This window comes from Exiguobacterium sp. SH4S7, from assembly GCF_004336795.1.
In the GTDB taxonomy this organism is placed as follows: domain Bacteria; phylum Bacillota; class Bacilli; order Exiguobacteriales; family Exiguobacteriaceae; genus Exiguobacterium; species Exiguobacterium aurantiacum_A.
In genome coordinates, this window is record NZ_SJUT01000007.1 from 65,663 (window position 1) to 82,080 (window position 16,418).

Below are 16,418 nucleotides of genomic sequence, written 5' to 3' on the forward strand. Positions count from 1 at the left end.
CCACTTTATCCGATTTCATATCAACAAGTAGTGAAAATAATGGTCAAGGTTAATCGGTCGATTGCAACTTAGGCGTTCGGACTCGGATACTTCACCGCGTTTTTCTCAAGCTTCTCTTCAATCGCTTGCGACACATCAATTCCTGCCGCATGGGCGAACGTCAGCGCGTAAATGAGGACATCCGCGAGCTCTTCTTTCATTTCGACGTGTTTCGTCTCGAGCGCTTCTTCGCTCGACACCCATTGGAACAGCTCCAACAGTTCGCTCGCCTCAAGCGACAACGATAACGCCAAGTCTTTCGGATTATGATGAAACGCCCAATCGCGCTCGTCTCGGAATTCGATCACTTTGTCCATCAGTCGTTGTATTTCGTTCATGTCTGTACCTTCTCTCTTTGAATATGTAACAGTTTCTGTCGCAACGCTTCATCGCTTGCATACAAATAAAGCCCTTGAACGCCTCGCTTCATCAAAATGTTAATCGAGTTCAAGACGATTTGTTCTTTCGCCAATTCAACGTTGTCGATGCCGTCAATCCCGGCATATGCTCCTGTATCTTTATAAAGATTCGTGTCGATCACTAGGCACTCTTCCGTATGATCGTATGTTACCGACGGACCTAAAACGACCCCGACATAGTTCAAGTCAAAGCCTTGAATCGTATAGATTGATCCAGCCTCCGCAATCGTCTCTGACTTCTCGGCCCACGTCGTCTTGCCACCCGTCGTATTCCACGGCATCTTGTATGCCCCATTCGACTCATAGACGTAATACGTCTCACCGTCCTTCTTATGAAGGTAATCAAACGTCGACACGACCCGGCTGAGTCCATGCTCCTTATCTCTTTGCACGATCAACTGATGCATCTGTTCTAACGTGTCAAACACGCGTAACTCATAATCGTTTGACTCCGGGAATGCCTGGATGCGCTTGTCTTTGAAGGCGTTGATCCATTCGATGACTTCTTCACTCGCTTGCATCCGGAATTGATTCGTCAGCTGATATGTCTCCGCATGCTTTGCTTTCTGTTTGAATGCAGCTAGTAGACCTTGATTCCACTTGCTTTTCAACTTCAATACTTGATGTTGGTCGAAAATGACGATGACGACTTTCGCCACCTTCATCAATTCTTCGAGATGGTTATCCGCACGAAAGTTGTTGTACGCATCTGACTTCGTCAATAGAAGATGCGCCTCATCGACCAAGATGATATCAACTTTTTTATCTTTTAGTTTGTTCAGTAACGGCGTCGGTTTCGCAAAATGGCCCGCCTTCAAATGTTTGACCTGTTTGGCAATCCCTTTATACGTCTTCAGCATCTCCTCATGATTGACGACCAAATAGTTCTCCGTCTGATGCAGCTTTGAGCCCGCCTCATTCGTCCGGGCTTGGATTGTATTGAAGATTGAACTGAGGACGACGCTTTTGCCGACGCCCGCCTCGCCTTCAATGACATACAAATCCGCATACATGTCTTCCGGTTTTGCCTTATCGATTCGCGTCTCGCAAAACTCGAGCACGCGCTCCTTCAACTCCATTTGTTCGAGCGACAGCTCTTTGAACGGTGACAGCTTAAAAATGTCCTTGTTTTCGATGGCATGAAGTTCATTCCGAACGAGTCCCTTCTCATGTAACGCGCTCCATAATTCAGGAAACAGTTGATCGTCATAGAACGATTTATTGTGGTAGTTATGCGTGAAGTCACTCGCTATCTTGCTTTTGTTTTGTAACGCGTACTTCTCATCACCTAGGAAGTAGTTGATCAGCTTCGTCTCGAGATGAAACGTGGCCGACCGATTGAACGTCTCGTGCTTCACGAGATTGATTTGGTCCACATTCTTGCGTTCTGCCTGCTTCAGCTTCAAATGTTGCTTCATCCGTTTTTGGAAATGCACCGTTTCCCCGATGTACGCTTCTTTTTGTCCGTTCAGGATGTAAATGACCGGATAGTTCAAATAGTCAGCCGTCCGGTCAATCGCGTCTAGACTATTCTTTTCAAATGCTAACGGAACGACTTCGATCATAGTCACCGGCCCACCCTCATCTAATTTCAAATTATCTCCAGTTTAGCATAGTGTTATTCCAATTCGTTACTCAAGTCTTCTTTGAATCAATGGTATACTCCAACTAAAAAGGGAGGGATTTGGTGCTTACTTTCGACAACGTCTCTGTTCGCCAACAAGATACACTCATCCTTGAAAATATCTCGTTTACGATCAACCCGGGTGAAATCGCGGCCATTCACTGCGGCGTCACTTCCCGGGAAATATTGTTCGCGCTACTGACCGACAAGTATGCGACCTACTCTGGAACCATCGATACAGAAAATCGTACGCTTTCGCTCTTCTCTATCCGTGACGGTTTATATGATCGGCTGACGGTCGAGGAATTCTTGCGTTTCACACACACGCTCTACGAATCGACGGAATCGCTGGATGCCGTCCTTCAAACCGTTCAACTCACTCCTTACCGGAACAAACGATTGAACCAACTCAGTCTGTCGCTCGTCCGGCGCGTCCAATACGCCGCGCTCCTCTTACATAATCGGGACATCTACATCCTCGAAGAACCGGATCAGAACGTCGACCAAGAGACACGGCATTTGTTCGCGACCGTCTTGATGCAACTGAAGCAGCAACAAAAGACGATCCTGCTTCTGACGAGCAACATGGAGAGTGCCCTCTTCGTTACATCGACCGTCTATCGCATCGACCACCGGCACTTGCGCCTACTCGATGTCGAACCTGATGAACCGGATGCGAACAAAGATGTCACGCCTGACGTCATGCACGTCCGCTTCGAAAAGATTCCGACGAAAGTGAACGAGAAAATCGTCTTGCTCGACCCGCCAGAAATCGACTACATCGAAAGCCAGGACGGACAATCCATGTTGCATAGCCAATCCGAACAGTTCCCGAGCGTCTTCACGATGAACGAACTCGAGACGCGTCTGACTCCTTACGGCTTCTTCCGCTGCCACCGGTCGTACATCGTCAACCTACAACGGGTACGAGAAGTCATCACGTATACGAAAAACAGTTTTAGTCTCGTCTTAGACGATGCCGAGAAGACGACCATTCCGCTCTCAAAGACGAAAATGGCCGAATTGAAGACGATGATCGGGCTGAAATAAGCTCCATTCACCGTCTCCTTCGCTCCACTCGCTCCTCAAAAAGCACCGTTTATCGCCATTCTAATGCGTCCGCCTTTTCCTCTCGATATGATGTAAGCAAGCAAGACGACATCAACAAGGAGGAACGAGCGATGCAGGATATCATTACAGTGAATCAATTGAAAAAGTTGTTCGGCAATGAAGAGGCGCTACAGGACGTGACGTTCTCTGTAAAAAAAGGCGAGGTGTTCGGCTTTCTCGGACCGAGTGGATCGGGGAAAACGACGACGATCAAAATCTTGACGTCACAACTCGCCCAGACGTCAGGTGACGCGACCGTGTTCGGTGTCCCGGTCTCCGAGTTAAAACAAGAACAGTATCGGAAGCGGATCGGCGTGTTGACCGATAACAGCGGCCTCTACACACGTCTCTCGATCGAAGAGAACTTACAGCTCTATTGCGACTTATACGATGAGCCGCGGACACGCATCGATGAAATACTAGAAATGGTGAACTTATCAGGTGAACGCAAAAAACGCATCGCGGCGCTCTCACGCGGGATGTTGCAGCGGGTGACGCTCGCTCGGGCGCTACTACATGAACCGGAGCTGTTATTTTTAGACGAGCCCACGTCCGCGCTCGATCCGGTCAACTCGCGACACATTTATAAAGGGATTGAGCGGTTGAAAGCAAAAGGGACGACCATCTTTTTGACGACGCATGATATGAACGAGGCTGAAGAACTGTGCGACCGCGTCGCTTTCTTGCATCAAGGACAAATCCAATTGCTCGACGCGCCGAAAGTATTGCGCCGGAAATACGCGAACGGATCGATGCGCGTCGAACTGCATGACGGGGAGACGGTTGACTTGAAACAAGGGAAAGACGGGGCCGATTGGCTCCATGAACAGATGCGCGACCAAAACATCGCGGCCATCCATTCGAACGAGCCTACGCTCGGGGACATCTTTATCGAAGTGACGGGGAGGAAACTATCATGACATTTTCAATGAAACGGGCACTCGCTATTTTCCAGAAAGACTACAAAGACTTGTCGCGGAACTTATTCGTCTCCTCGACGTTGATTATGCCGTTGTTCTTCGCCGTCTTCTATTCACAGCTCGGCGGAGAAGGCATCGACATCACGTACTTCGTCATCAACATCACGTTCAGTCTCGTCGCTACGTTCGTCCAGTGCGCCTTGATTGCCGAAGAGAAAGAGAAGAACACGCTCCGTGGGTTGATGTTGTCGCCAGCGAGCACGCTCGACATCTTGCTCGGGAAGAGTGCGCTCACGTTCGTGACGACGCTCATCCTCATTGCGGCGTGTGCCTTCATCATGGGCTACAGCCCTGCGAACCTATTCGTCATCTCACTCGTATTGATTGTCTCGACGTTCTTTTATATCGGGATTGGGACGATTCTCGGATTGATGACGAAGACGGTCATGGAAGCTTCGCTCATCGTCATGCCAGCGTTCTTCTTCTTCTCGTTTTCACCGATGTTGTCAGTGTACGAAGACCGGTTCGCGATCATCGGCCTTCTCGACTACTTACCGAACGTCGTGTTAATCGATCTTGCGTTTCAGATTGAGTCTGGGGCTGGACTTGGTTCTACATGGGTGGAGCTTGTGATTCTGTCTGCTTGGGCACTTGTCGTATTTGTTGGCAGTATTGTCATGTATAACCGGAAACAGACAGACTAAAAAGCGACGATATTACTCGTCGCTTTTGTTGAAGCGTTCTTTTAAATCAACTTCATAGAGAAACATGTAGGATAAGCACGCAGGTAACACGGTAAGCAATGGAACTTTTCTATGAAATCCTAACCCCTCATCGTGAATCCCATAATCAATGGCCCAGTACGCGAGACTGATGGATAACAACAATCCTAGAAATTTGATCATACATTATGATAAACGCCCCCCATCATTCCACTGCCCATACATCTCGTTAGCTTTTGTCTTCTCGATAAACTTATCAAGTCGTTTCACATATAAATCGCGATCTTGACGAACACTTTGAATCGTATCAATGCGGATGCGGCGATACAACTCAGGGAATCCCATGAAGTGTTCGTACACTTGCATCTCCTCTTTCAAGCGTTCGATTATTTCTTCATCAATGACAAACGATTCGTTGCGCATATCAGGCAGAACACGCATCCCGCTCTCTGTCATCAACCCTAATCGTTGGAGCCTGCGGACACGTTCTTTATTCAGTTCGGTCCAATTACTTTTCTTCCTTCTTGGCGAAAACCGTTGCGCTAATTCATCTTCCTTTGTTTTTTTAGCAATCCCATCAATCCATCCGAAACATAACGCTTCTTCCACGGCGTCTAAATATAATAGTCCATCGCTGCTACCCTTCCGACTGAGGATGGCCCAGCAAAACGATTGTTCGTCTTGATGTGCTTCAAGCCATTTTCGAAAGTCGTTCCGATGCTGAAATCGCAGGACCTGTTCAATTTCCATGCGTGTTCTCTCCCCTCTCAACCTTTTCTTTATTATCTTATGTACAGGGATAGAGGGTAAACAAAAAGCAATGCCCGTTTGGACACTGCTCATGATTAATTTCTGATCTCATCAAACCATCACAACATCGGATTACACGAACGGCAGTGCATCTTCATGCTGCGTATTCACATTGATTAATCCGCGATTAGGGTAAACGCCACTCCATAATTCTTATGAAATGGCTTTAGATAGTATTATTGATGAGTATTACTGTCCGTATAAGAATTTTTTATTGGCACAACTCATTATACGTTGATTCACTAATCTCATCGTATCCGTACTCGCAGAAGTACTCGTACGCATCTTCACGACTATCTCGATACTCCGTTAAGTTGAAAACTTCCTCTTCTAACTCCGCATTTCTTTCTCGAAGACCCTCTAACTCTTCTACCATCTCTAAATACTCTTGATATTGCTTTTCCTCAGAAGCGTGATCGGCATTGGCTCCAAACTTATCAGTACCATCGCAACCAGCTAACAACAATAAACCAGTCACAACGATGATAGACGTTTGTCTTTTCATATTTTCTTACTCCCTCTAGCGTATCATTCTCCCGGAACAGTCACCCATGCTCGTTTCAAAGGCAAAGAAGCCTGCATTTCTTCGTCCAGTTCATCATATACACGGAGCAACGCCTCGATCAGATCATCCGAATCCCATAGACGTACTTTAAAGAATTGTTCCTTCGCTTTATTGCGAGCGTCTTTCGTGAAACCTCCTAGTGAGACGACCAATCCGTACGTCGCACCATAGCTTGCTACCACACCTAACAAACTGTTGATTACATCTATCCCAGCCGGTGAAACCGTCGCTTTTACTTGGACGCAAATACGCGGTTCTTCAAGGCCAAGAACACCTTTCCCCGCCAAAATGTCGACGCCCCCGTCTTTACCTGGAGGAGAAACAACCGGTTGGAACCCTTCTACTTTTAAAATGGCTGCGACCAAGTCTTGCAATCGGTGTCCGGCAAACTCTCGTTCGATGAGAATTCGAATTTGGTCACGACCAATTGCTTCTAAATCGACTATTTCGTCCTCATCGACATCAGAAATCGGTGGAGTAGAAAGCGAATCCACACCGTTTTTGTAACGTTGCAATGCATTTGGAATTCTTATTTCAGCATCATTTCGTTGAATCCGACATACCGTCATAAATGCACCAAGGGAATACAGCAAATCTTGATCTAGGCGAGTTCGTGGCATATCTGTCGTCAGCCACTTCACTCTTCAAATATGCCTTACTTCGTCCGTAATCTTTGTATTGAATTCATATGGTCCTGTCACTTGACCGATAGCGATGACCGGTTCTGTCTTTAACGGAAGCACGACATAATCTCCGATTTGAATCTCTTTGGCAAAACGCCAAATTTGATTAGCCATGTTGCTAATTGCTCGTGCCTTATCTTCTAAGTAAGTCTCTTCGTATAATTCAATCAATTCGTCCCTATCCTCAATGTCAGTCAGGTCCCCTAAGTCCTCCCACCCGATCGCAACTAAATTGTGTTCAAGTGCCGCATTTTCTTGATGCCCTGTTCTCCCAGCTCGTACTAACCAAATCGGTTTGTTCATCACACATCGTCCCTTCCCATTTTTAAATGTATTGCCATCGTTTCCATCAACGCCTCCTGATACCCCGCTCTCCCTCTCCGCTTCATCTCTTCCACGACGTCTTGCAGCTCAGCATCCGTCACCCGTTCAAGTTTCACCAATCGTTCTGCTGACATTTCAACACTCGGCTCGGACGCCACATAATTCTCCAAGTCCATACACCAATAGTCGAGCTTGTCGTTGTAACGTTCTTTCAACCGTGCCGCCATCTGCAGTCCTTCCGGATCAAAATCTCCGGCGTACTTCAACTGGCAACCTGAAGAGACAAGTGCGTCCAACAACCGATAGGCCGCGAGTTTGAACTGTCCGTGCGTACAAACGAACGGTGCATTCGGCACGTCATCGAGTAAACTCGAGAACACTCCTGAGTTCTCAACAATCCACACCGTTTTCCCATGACTCGGATAAATCCGGTCAACGTTCAACAACTCCCGCATCGGCACGTTCAAGACACTGTGTGTCGCTCGTGCCCCTTGCCACATCGCATGTTCTACACCCTTACTGTCGGCCGCTAAATTTGCACACGACACATAGTTCGTGATGTCGTCCCGAAGTAGTTTGTACTCAAGCAACAGTTCGTTTACCCGCTCCGTGTCGCTCGGTGGCGGACCACCTTGCCCACGTTTGACGTGCAGTGCGTGAATCAACAGTCGCCCTAAATCATTCGTCCGGTCGAACGCATGCGGATTCCCGACGATACGTTGCCCAAACACCGGCAGCCGCTCGTAATCGAGCGGCACCCCGTCTAGTGCTTGCGTCAGCTGTCTACAATACAGATCAAACTGATCCGTTCCAAGCATTCGATTGATCCAATGTGTATCGGCTGACTTTTGTTCGATGTGGGTGAACCAATAGCCAAGTTGTGGGTACGTCAGCGCGAGCTCACGAAAACGTTCCGCTCGCTGTCCTTCGATTTGGACAAGCGCTTCTTGTTTCGTTACGAGCGACTCCCCGAAATACGCCTCAAGTAACTCGAATAACGTCACCCCTTCAAATTTTGTCGTCTGCAGTTTTTTCTCGAACGCTCGAAGCGTCAACGTTTTTTTCAACTGGATCGATGCAACGTCGTCTCCGAAGAAACGGGCGATCGCGTAGAGTTCATCATCTTTAAACGATTGAATCGAAACCGATCCACCTACTTTCCCGAGCGATGCATATTTCTTCCGGAACTGTTCAAACAGACGCGAGAATCCTGTCGACGCTTTGAAATAATGTACGGCTTCTTCGACCAACGGCTTCATAACAATGTCTCTTCTTTCGCATGCCGTTTCTCCCCGTCCCACACGTAATGGAGGACAGTGACGTAGTCGGCGTTTTTCGGGCGCAACAGCTCACAAATCGACAGCGACGAAATCGTATCATAATCCCCCCACAGAATTTGTGAGTTCATGATGTAGTCGAAGCCGAGCTGCTCGACAATCTCGAACATCTCGCGGATGTTATTCTCGTCGACCCCGGCGAACGCCTCGTCGAGCGAGATGATATACGGCGCTGTATCGGCCGCCTCTTGATAACGCGAGTAGCATGCCGTGAAGAGCGGAATATACATCGCCATCGCTTTCTCCCCGCCGCTGAACTTAAAGAAGTTGTTATTCGTCAGTTCGCGCTTCGGTTCATTCGTCCGTTCAAAGTACAACACGAACGAGAACCATTTCCGGTAGTCGAGCACTTCACGAAGCACTTGCAGGAGCGTCTGTCCGTCCCCGTCTTCTTTGATCATCTGCTTCGCTTTACTCAGTTTCGACCGGAAATGGGTCGTGATCCGTTCGAAATCTTCGTCTTTTAACAGCTTCGCGTCTTGTTTCAAAATATGGACCAAGTCTTTCGTGTCGAGTTCTTCCTCGCTCTCCGCCGTACGCGGTCGCCATTTGATTGAGAACGTGAGACCGGACGACGTATTCCGGCTCTCCATCAACGCGTTCATTTTCTCGGTCCATTGTTCGGCGCGGCGGATTCGGGAGCGGAGCTTCGTCCCGACCGATTTAAAAAGAATTTCTTCGTACAGCTGTTCATCACTCTCTTTCAAAATACTCTCTTGCCGTGCTAATTCCTCCTCGACCGTTCGTTTGACCGCCTGCGGGCTCGCTTGTTGGCCACGCAAGTCGAGCGAAATGATACGGCGGGCTGTTTTCTGTTGCCACGTTTCGACTTCTCGTCTGAAGCGGTCGTCAACGCCCTGCATCCACAATTCAAGTGATAGCTCTTCCTTGAAGGTTCGCATCTGGTATTCCATCAAATCATTTTGTTGGTCGAAGAACGCTTTTGATAAAAGTTCGTCGGCTTTTGATGCGCTACTTGTAAGTCGTTTCCCGTACACTGCTTCAATCGTTCGAGACAACGCTTCGGGATCGTCTCCGTCCACGTCGAGTGAGACGACACCTCGTCTCCACTCCGCTTTAAGCGCCGTTTCCCATGCTTGCCGCATCGCTTTCGACAGTGTATGGCTATGACTCTTATCGTTTAGCTTGGTCGCGTCCGTCTCAAGTTGTGCTTGTCGAGTCGCGACGAGCTGTAGTGACTGGCTCCGTTCACGTTCAATTCTTGCCAACTCCGCTTGGACGTCTTGGATTTGTTGACGGATATCGTCGGCGCCTTCTTTCGCCAGTTGGTCCTCGATTTGAGCAATATTTTTTTGAACCCGTTCCATCCCGTCCTCGAGCTCGTTCAGTTCACCCATCAGTTCGAGGATGTCCTCTTCTGCTTCCTCGATGGTCGTTTCAATCGTTACGAGCCGTTTGTTCGACGCGACCGCATTGTCGTGCTCCCGATGCGTCTCGAGTAATAAATCTTTATAATTCACCATCGCCCGCTTCGCTTGCTCAAACGCGGATTGCGTCTTTTCTAGTTCGAACGGCTCGGCCAATGTATATACTTCACGCTTCAACACGTTGAAACGCTCACTCGTCTGTTTCAACATGTCTTCAATCTGCCGGCAACGTCGCTCCAGGCTCTCGATCTCAAATCCGACCTTTTGAATCTCTTGGTGGCTCATTCGCAGATCGCGGTCGGACGGAAACACGTCCCATGCCGCGTCAGCCAACTCGATTTGTTGGCGCAACTCCGCTTGCTCACCACGTAACGTCACGCGCTCGAGTTGAAGTTGTTCAATCTCATACTTTAACTGTTCAATCTTCTCGTCACGATAACGTTTCCGGGCAACGCGTCCGAGGAAACGAACGTGTTCGACCGGCACCGCATGTCCTTTCAATTGTCCGAGTCGATACGTCCCGTCTTCTCGGATCGACGTCTCACCGTCGCCAATGAGGACGCTGCGAAGCACGTCGTCGATCCGGTCTGAAGCGATTCCCGTATCTCCCGGGCTCGGCTTCAAATAATCGGCTAACGTGTGTGCCATCATCTGCGGCGCCGGCAACAAGACCCGGTCGTATGTGACATCCGCCTCGGTGATGAGGGCGTCTAACATCCCGCTGTCAATCAACGCCGCTTCGATCCGTTTTTGAATGTCTACATCCACCCCGTCCACGAACTCGACGAGCGCATATAGTGGCGCGAAGACGACGCCGTCGGCCCGCATCTGGTCACGGTATGCTTTCGTCATCGGATCGATGGCTGGTTCGGGATCAGTCTTCGCTTTCCATTCAGAAAGCGTCGTCTCGACGTCTTGAATGTTTGTATTGATCGCCTGTTCGGCCGCTTTCTTCAAAGCAACTTTTTCGCGCAGTCGGTTCTGGTAACGGACCACATGTGGTTGAACGAGACGCAACACATCCTCATACGTCGACGGGTCATAGTCGTTTCGAAGCGTGCGCTCGATCTGTCCGACCGTCTCTCCTTCGACGTCAAACTCAGGATGCTCCTCGGTCCAGCTATACACGTCTGCGAGATGACGCTCGAGGTCTTGTTCGAACGTCTTCTTCCAATCATTCTGTTCGTGCTTTTTCTGATCATGCGCTTGTTGCTCGTCGGCGAGTTGCTTGTTTTCCGTTTGGAGCTTTTGCTTCGTCTCTTCGAGCGCCCGCATCCCTTCCGCTACTTTGCCGAGGCGATTCGTATGTTCGACCACTTCTTGTTTCCACGTCAGGAAGTCGAAGTCTTGATTCAAGCGTCGATAGTCGGAGACGTTCAACTCATGACGGTCGAACGCCGCCTGTTCCGCGTCGTACTCCATATCCTCGATCAGTCCGTCAATCGCTTGACGCGTGGCGCGATGGACCAACTGCTCTTCGTCTTGGCGCTGTTTCGTATCATAGATTTTTTGAGCGGTCTTCGTTCGCCGCTCGTCTTGACGCTGATAATCGGCCGTGATGCGCTGTAACGTCTTCCCTTCTTTCTTCAACTCGTCTTCTAAGTTCCAAACTTTGTGGGACGCCAAACGTTGGCGCTGACGTTCGGCCGTCGCTTTGTCTTGCTCGAGTTGTTGAATCAATTGTTTCAGCGTCTCGACCTCACGCGCCCTTGACGCTTGGAGTTCACGTAACTCGTGGAGTTCTTGTGTTTCTGTCGTCTCTCGTTCGGTCGCGATCCGGTACTCGACGGCGAGGTCGGCCACGTGACGCTCGTTATATGCATCGTACGTTCGACTCAACTTCTGCAATGCGATGAGCTCACGTTCGAGCTGCTCGAGTTGTTGCTTCGTCTGGTCCATCTGTTCGATCGTGTCGGACAAGTGGCGTAAGTCGTCATCTGACAACGGTGGCAACGCCGCCTCGAGAATCTCGTAGATGACGGTCGGCCGGAAGTCTTTCGACAGTTTCGGGCTTCGCAACTGGATGAGCAGCTTGATCAACTCTTCATAGGCGTCGATCGACTCAAAGCCGAAGACGTACTTGTTGACGAGCTGCATATACTCACCCTGCGTCGTCACGACTTTCCCACCTTCCCCGATGACCCGTTCAAGTTCGACCCGCGAGTACGGGATCTTACTCGTCTGCGTCCCTTGGCGGTCGAGTTTATACAACTCGATGTCGATGTTGATGCGGCGATTGTCCGTGATGACAAACCCCCAGAATTTGAGTGGCTTCCCACGCTTTGCTTGGAGCCCGATCCCTGTCGTCACGTATTGATTCGTCTCGGCCTTCTTGTATTCGATGAACAAGTAGCCCGTCCGCTCTTCCCGGTCGACGACTTCTTTTTCACCGAGTAAGTAGTCTTCCATCTTGCGCGCTCGCGAACCGAACGGGTCGAGCCGGTCCGGTGACTTCTTCCCGTCGAGTAACACGGGCAGGAAGCTCTGCATCGTCACGGATTTCCCCGAGCCGTTACTGCCTCGAAGCAACAACTTCCCGTCCGAGAAATCGAACGTTTCTTCTGTGTAATACCAAAAATTGAGCAAGCCTGCCCGGTTCATTTGCCAGCGATTTTGCGCCCTCATTTGTTCGCCAACTCCTCTACGAATTTTTCTGGATAATATCCTGTCGTGCGACCGAACCCGGACTGGATGACAAGGATCCCTGAATCCGCCTCCACGTATCCGAACTCCCATTCACGTAGGAGCAAAACGAGTTCTGCTGCTACTTTTTTCGGTGTGTCTTCCCGGTACTGTTTCGCCCAGCCCGGTCCCCACTCAAGCTGGACCGCCTCAACGATTCGTTCAAATTCAAGCAACGTGATCCGGATCTCGCCCATCTCATTGATCGGTAGTTCACGTTTCCTGATATGGTCTGCCACATGCAAGGCGGCACCCGTGATCCCTTTTTGGTTTGGGAACAACGTGTAGCGTTGTTTTTGCTCGGGCAAGACGAGCATGGCCGCATTTTTGAATACTTCTAACCGGAACGGGGTGAACTTCTCGAACTCTTCCCCGAGCCGATTCCTGAAATTGCGGATATAGGCGAAGTCGGGGTCGTCTTTCGATTCTCGGTACACGATTGGAGAGAACATGAGCTTGCGGTACACTCGTTTCCGGCGCTCATCTTCTTTTTGACGACTCCACTCACTCGTTAAGATGTCTTGAATCGTCTCGTAGTTGAACAAGTCATCTGGATAAGACCGCATGAAGTAGCGTGCGTGGACGCTCACTTCATACAACACTTCTTCCGTCTCGCTCGTCGCGAACAAGTCGACATCCCCATCGACCGCTCGAATCAACTTCAGCTCATCGAGTTGTTTGAGCGCGCGGACGAGTGATTTGCGATGACGGTAGTTCGTCCAGTCGAGAGGCAAGTCGCCCGGGTACATCTCTTGAACGTCCTCCGTGATATGGGACAGCAAGAACTGCTCATCGACCGACTTGCTCTCCGTAAATGCTAGCGCACAACAGAAAATGGCGTAATCCATCGGTTCGGTGAACGCCTGGATGCCCATCCATGGCTTCGGTTCGACCGGGAGCTTCTCGAGTTTGATGAAATGTTGATGCACGATCAAATCGAAGCCGAACTTCTCTGTCACGTAACGCTTCAACTGATGTTCACGTTCACGGATTTTTTGGTAGACGAGCGGTTGCTCCGCTCGCAACACCCAAAACTGTTCGAATAGAATCCCGAGCGCCTCAAGCATCCGTTCATCTACTTTTGCTTCCTCACTCATGACGTCACCTCCTCATCGATAAAGTGATACTCCACGTTCGGCATCTCAAGTGATCCGTCGGTCGCTCGCAGGATGACACGCTCTTCCTCGAGCGTCACCCGTACGCGTCGGCCATACTCCGTTTTGACGACCCGATCTTCCCGCACCATCGCTTTACCGAGCCACGACAATAACAGCTTCCGCACGTGCGGCTCGATGACCGGGAGCGCTTTGATCGAGATGACGCCCGCTTCGATGTATCGTTCGATCGCTTCTTTCTCTTCTTCAAGTTGCTTCAAATGAAGTTGGCGCATCTCCGCGATCTTCTCAGACCGGTCGATGATGGCACCGGCTTTCGTCGATTCTTTATATTTCGTCGTCCGTGGTTTCGTCTCGTGCCGCATCGGTGTCTCGTCCCAAATGTCGACGTACATGTCGTCGGTCGGGACTTCATCTCCGTACAAGTGTCGGGTGTGGAACACGCCGAACACGACCGAGGACAACTCATGGGCCGTTTCAATCGTATCGATCCCATCGAACCACTTTGCCAAATGTTCGTAATCACGGCGCCGGCTCCGGAACTGTTGATGCCGTTCGCTCATTCGTTGGACCATCCGGGTGATGCGGCGGATGGCTTCGTTCGTCCGTTCTTGCAGACGTTCAAACTCGCTCTCGCCATGCGTCGTCCCGAGGAACCACGCTCTCAAGTTACGCCATTTTTCGACTAAGTCGATCATCGGGTCCATGTCGTCTTCTTCGAACCGGAACGCCTGATGTTGGTGCCGGACAACTTGTTGGAAGAACGGCTCGAGCCGCTTCGTTGTAAGCGACGTCAGCAAATCCTGAATTTGCATCGCCGTCCTCTGCAAGGCGATAATGAAGTCGCGTAAATACGTCGTGAAGCGGTCCTTATAGACGAGGAACGCTTCCGTCTTCATCTTGTCAACGACTTTCTCACTATGGATGTAGGCGATATAGTCCGACGTGTTTTGCGTGATTTGGCGGAAGTAGAGCATTGCGTCTTCCCAAAGCTGGGCGCATTCAGCGTCGGACTGTCCGTTTGCTTTCTCGATGGCGTCGAGGACGTGATAGAGCCGCTCGAACTGCGTCTTCTCGAGTGAGCCGCCGAAACTGTCACCTAGTTGCTCGAGTTGGACCATCATCCGCTCGAACTCGACCGTGTATGGCGTACATTGATAACGGAAACTTTTCTTTTTGTATTCTTCAATCGTCTTCGCCTTCCGGTGTTCTTGACTCGCGATCAAATTGCCCCATTTGACGAGCGACTCCAAATCCTGATGCAACCCGTCCATCGTATATTCTTGAAATTCTATGTACTGACTTAAATACTCGTAAATCTCTTCCGGATATAAAAATTCACGCATCCGTTCATGTTGGATGTAGAAGTAACGTAAAATCGGACGGTAGCTCCACGCTTTTTCCGCCGTCAAATACGTGGCTTCTTTAATCTTCTTTTGTAGACCTGATTGCATGCGGTTGCTCCTCTCAGCTAATCTCCATGATTAAGCATAATACAGATCTGTTAGAGCGGAAATAGGAAGTTCCTATTTTTGGAAGAGGATGAACGGTTTTGTGATGGGTTCAACAAAAACGAGCTAGGGATAAGAATCCTTAGCTCGCAAAAGTGAATATTTAAAAGGAGTCATTACTTTAACAACCGCTTTCGCAACTGCTCAATCGTTAAATATTCACCGCTTTCTTTTCGATGAAGCATCGCATGACAGTTTGGACAAACTGGCCTCAAATCGTTTATCGGATCTACCACATAGTTTTGTCCTATTTCATGAAGTGGTTTAATATGATGTACATGAATAAAGTCTTTACCGATCTCACCGTATATTTGTTCGAAGTTAATTTGGCAGACTTGACAGCTCACACCATAATGCTCCATACATTTTTTACGCGCGAGTGGATTACGTTCATACGTATTAACTGTAACGATTTTTCGCTCCCCTTCTTCTAGTAGTTCAGACACTTCGTCCGGGTAATACTCACCTGTTAAATCCTTATCGAAAAATGACGTGATGTAGTCTTTCAATTCTCCCGTCAGCTTCATCGACCCTTGAATATTTCCTTTCAAACCATACTCACGTAAATGTTCTAAAGACAATAGGTCAGTCTCTACTTCATCTACCAATCGAACATAAGACCAATCCCATTGTTTAGAATCCTCAAACTTATCTTCATCTTTCCAAAATGTGCGATTGTGATTCACAACAGAAGAATCCACGATGCCTGCTACCACTTCAACTTTATAACGTACTTTTCGGACATGACCTGATATATAGATAAATAGGATGTCTCCATTTTCATAGTTGAAAGACCGTTTCCAATGTAAAGAATCATATCGACTGAACGCGCGCTCCAAGTCATATTCATTCGGATTTGCTGGGATGAGCCAAATCCGACGTGCATTATGATGGTCTCTCTCTTCTAACTCAATCCTTCTCTTTAACGCAATATCCTTTGGAGCAACAAATCGATACTCATCCTCCTGATCAAAAAATGGAATGTCGTATGTATAACCCCTTTCAATCGCGTTAAAACATTTCGACTTATTCAAATTCAAAAGGTCTGAGAAGAATGTTGCTGCAAATTGAATATTCGACTGCTCACTTATTTTCTGGTCGTTTTTAAATATGGTGATAGGTGTAGCCATTATAAATCCTCCTTCGCTGTTTAAAGTTTGCTGCTTGAT

14 protein-coding genes are annotated in these 16,418 nt (G+C 48.9%); 3 read left to right on the top strand and 11 right to left on the bottom strand.

Features of this window, described 5'->3' with window-relative positions; genetic code table 11:
• Positions 1-68 precede the first annotated feature (68 nt).
• Positions 69-377: a nucleotide pyrophosphohydrolase gene (locus EVJ29_RS12770; protein ID WP_131505195.1), complete on the bottom strand. Its 309-nt coding sequence runs from the start codon at positions 375-377 to the stop codon at positions 69-71.
• Complete coding sequence (locus tag EVJ29_RS12775; protein WP_131505219.1) at positions 374-2,023, bottom strand: DUF2075 domain-containing protein; 1,650 nt, start codon at positions 2,021-2,023, stop codon at positions 374-376. The genes EVJ29_RS12770 and EVJ29_RS12775 overlap by 4 nt, the downstream gene beginning before the upstream one ends.
• Before the next feature lie 122 nt (positions 2,024-2,145).
• On the opposite strand from EVJ29_RS12775, the gene EVJ29_RS12780 reads away from it, so the two are divergent.
• From EVJ29_RS12780 to EVJ29_RS12790, 3 genes are all read left to right on the top strand, one after another.
• Entirely contained in the window at positions 2,146-3,132 is a 987-nt protein-coding gene (locus EVJ29_RS12780) for a LytTR family transcriptional regulator DNA-binding domain-containing protein (RefSeq protein WP_131505196.1), read from the top strand.
• A 131-nt stretch (positions 3,133-3,263) separates the two neighbouring features.
• Entirely contained in the window at positions 3,264-4,112 is an 849-nt protein-coding gene (locus tag EVJ29_RS12785; protein ID WP_131505197.1) for an ABC transporter ATP-binding protein, read from the top strand.
• Entirely contained in the window at positions 4,109-4,816 is a 708-nt protein-coding gene (locus tag EVJ29_RS12790; protein ID WP_131505198.1) for an ABC transporter permease, read from the top strand. Before EVJ29_RS12785 ends, EVJ29_RS12790 begins: the two co-directional genes overlap by 4 nt.
• A 204-nt stretch (positions 4,817-5,020) precedes the next feature.
• On the opposite strand, the gene EVJ29_RS12795 is transcribed toward EVJ29_RS12790, so the two are convergent.
• The 9 genes from EVJ29_RS12795 to EVJ29_RS12830 all read right to left on the bottom strand — a co-directional run bounded on the left by EVJ29_RS12795 (position 5,021) and on the right by EVJ29_RS12830 (position 16,379).
• Positions 5,021-5,584 (bottom strand): YdeI/OmpD-associated family protein, encoded by a 564-nt coding sequence (locus EVJ29_RS12795; RefSeq protein WP_131505199.1) that lies wholly within the window; start codon positions 5,582-5,584, stop codon positions 5,021-5,023.
• 271 nt (positions 5,585-5,855) lie between these two features.
• Positions 5,856-6,149, bottom strand: coding sequence for a hypothetical protein (locus EVJ29_RS12800; RefSeq protein WP_131505200.1), 294 nt, complete (start codon positions 6,147-6,149; stop codon positions 5,856-5,858).
• Positions 6,150-6,172: 23 nt separating this feature from the next.
• On the bottom strand, positions 6,173-6,724 hold the full coding sequence (locus EVJ29_RS15580) for a restriction endonuclease (protein WP_236633542.1): 552 nt from the start codon (positions 6,722-6,724) through the stop codon (positions 6,173-6,175).
• 129 nt (positions 6,725-6,853) lie between these two features.
• A complete protein-coding gene (locus EVJ29_RS15585) occupies positions 6,854-7,195 on the bottom strand; it encodes a restriction endonuclease (protein ID WP_236633543.1) in 342 nt (113 codons plus the stop codon).
• The gene (locus EVJ29_RS12810; RefSeq protein WP_131505201.1) at positions 7,195-8,475 is read right to left on the bottom strand and encodes a TIGR02679 family protein; all 1,281 of its coding nucleotides are present in this window, start codon (positions 8,473-8,475) and stop codon (positions 7,195-7,197) included. Before EVJ29_RS12810 ends, EVJ29_RS15585 begins: the two co-directional genes overlap by 1 nt.
• A complete protein-coding gene (locus tag EVJ29_RS12815) occupies positions 8,472-12,566 on the bottom strand; it encodes a TIGR02680 family protein (RefSeq protein WP_161567358.1) in 4,095 nt (1,364 codons plus the stop codon). Before EVJ29_RS12815 ends, EVJ29_RS12810 begins: the two co-directional genes overlap by 4 nt.
• Positions 12,563-13,720, bottom strand: a complete 1,158-nt coding sequence (locus tag EVJ29_RS12820) for a TIGR02678 family protein (RefSeq protein ID WP_131505203.1) — start codon at positions 13,718-13,720, stop codon at positions 12,563-12,565. Before EVJ29_RS12820 ends, EVJ29_RS12815 begins: the two co-directional genes overlap by 4 nt.
• Positions 13,717-15,192: a TIGR02677 family protein gene (locus EVJ29_RS12825; protein ID WP_131505204.1), complete on the bottom strand. Its 1,476-nt coding sequence runs from the start codon at positions 15,190-15,192 to the stop codon at positions 13,717-13,719. The genes EVJ29_RS12820 and EVJ29_RS12825 overlap by 4 nt, the downstream gene beginning before the upstream one ends.
• Before the next feature lie 173 nt (positions 15,193-15,365).
• Positions 15,366-16,379, bottom strand: coding sequence for an HNH endonuclease (locus EVJ29_RS12830; protein WP_131505205.1), 1,014 nt, complete (start codon positions 16,377-16,379; stop codon positions 15,366-15,368).
• Positions 16,380-16,418 lie beyond the last annotated feature (39 nt).

Excerpts from the sequence above, each read along its gene's own strand:
- EVJ29_RS12770 (WP_131505195.1), bottom strand. The coding sequence starts at position 377 with ATGAACGAAATACAACGACTGATGGACAAAGTGATCGAATTCCGAGAC.
- EVJ29_RS12775 (WP_131505219.1), bottom strand. The coding sequence starts at position 2,023 with ATGATCGAAGTCGTTCCGTTAGCATTTGAAAAGAATAGTCTAGACGCG.
- EVJ29_RS12785 (WP_131505197.1), top strand. The coding sequence starts at position 3,264 with ATGCAGGATATCATTACAGTGAATCAATTGAAAAAGTTGTTCGGCAAT.
- EVJ29_RS12790 (WP_131505198.1), top strand. The coding sequence starts at position 4,109 with ATGACATTTTCAATGAAACGGGCACTCGCTATTTTCCAGAAAGACTAC.
- EVJ29_RS12795 (WP_131505199.1), bottom strand. The coding sequence starts at position 5,584 with ATGGAAATTGAACAGGTCCTGCGATTTCAGCATCGGAACGACTTTCGA.
- EVJ29_RS12800 (WP_131505200.1), bottom strand. The coding sequence starts at position 6,149 with ATGAAAAGACAAACGTCTATCATCGTTGTGACTGGTTTATTGTTGTTA.
- EVJ29_RS15585 (WP_236633543.1), bottom strand. The coding sequence starts at position 7,195 with ATGAACAAACCGATTTGGTTAGTACGAGCTGGGAGAACAGGGCATCAA.
- EVJ29_RS12810 (WP_131505201.1), bottom strand. The coding sequence starts at position 8,475 with ATGAAGCCGTTGGTCGAAGAAGCCGTACATTATTTCAAAGCGTCGACA.
- EVJ29_RS12815 (WP_161567358.1), bottom strand. The coding sequence starts at position 12,566 with ATGAGGGCGCAAAATCGCTGGCAAATGAACCGGGCAGGCTTGCTCAAT.
- EVJ29_RS12820 (WP_131505203.1), bottom strand. The coding sequence starts at position 13,720 with ATGAGTGAGGAAGCAAAAGTAGATGAACGGATGCTTGAGGCGCTCGGG.
- EVJ29_RS12825 (WP_131505204.1), bottom strand. The coding sequence starts at position 15,192 with ATGCAATCAGGTCTACAAAAGAAGATTAAAGAAGCCACGTATTTGACG.
- EVJ29_RS12830 (WP_131505205.1), bottom strand. The coding sequence starts at position 16,379 with ATGGCTACACCTATCACCATATTTAAAAACGACCAGAAAATAAGTGAG.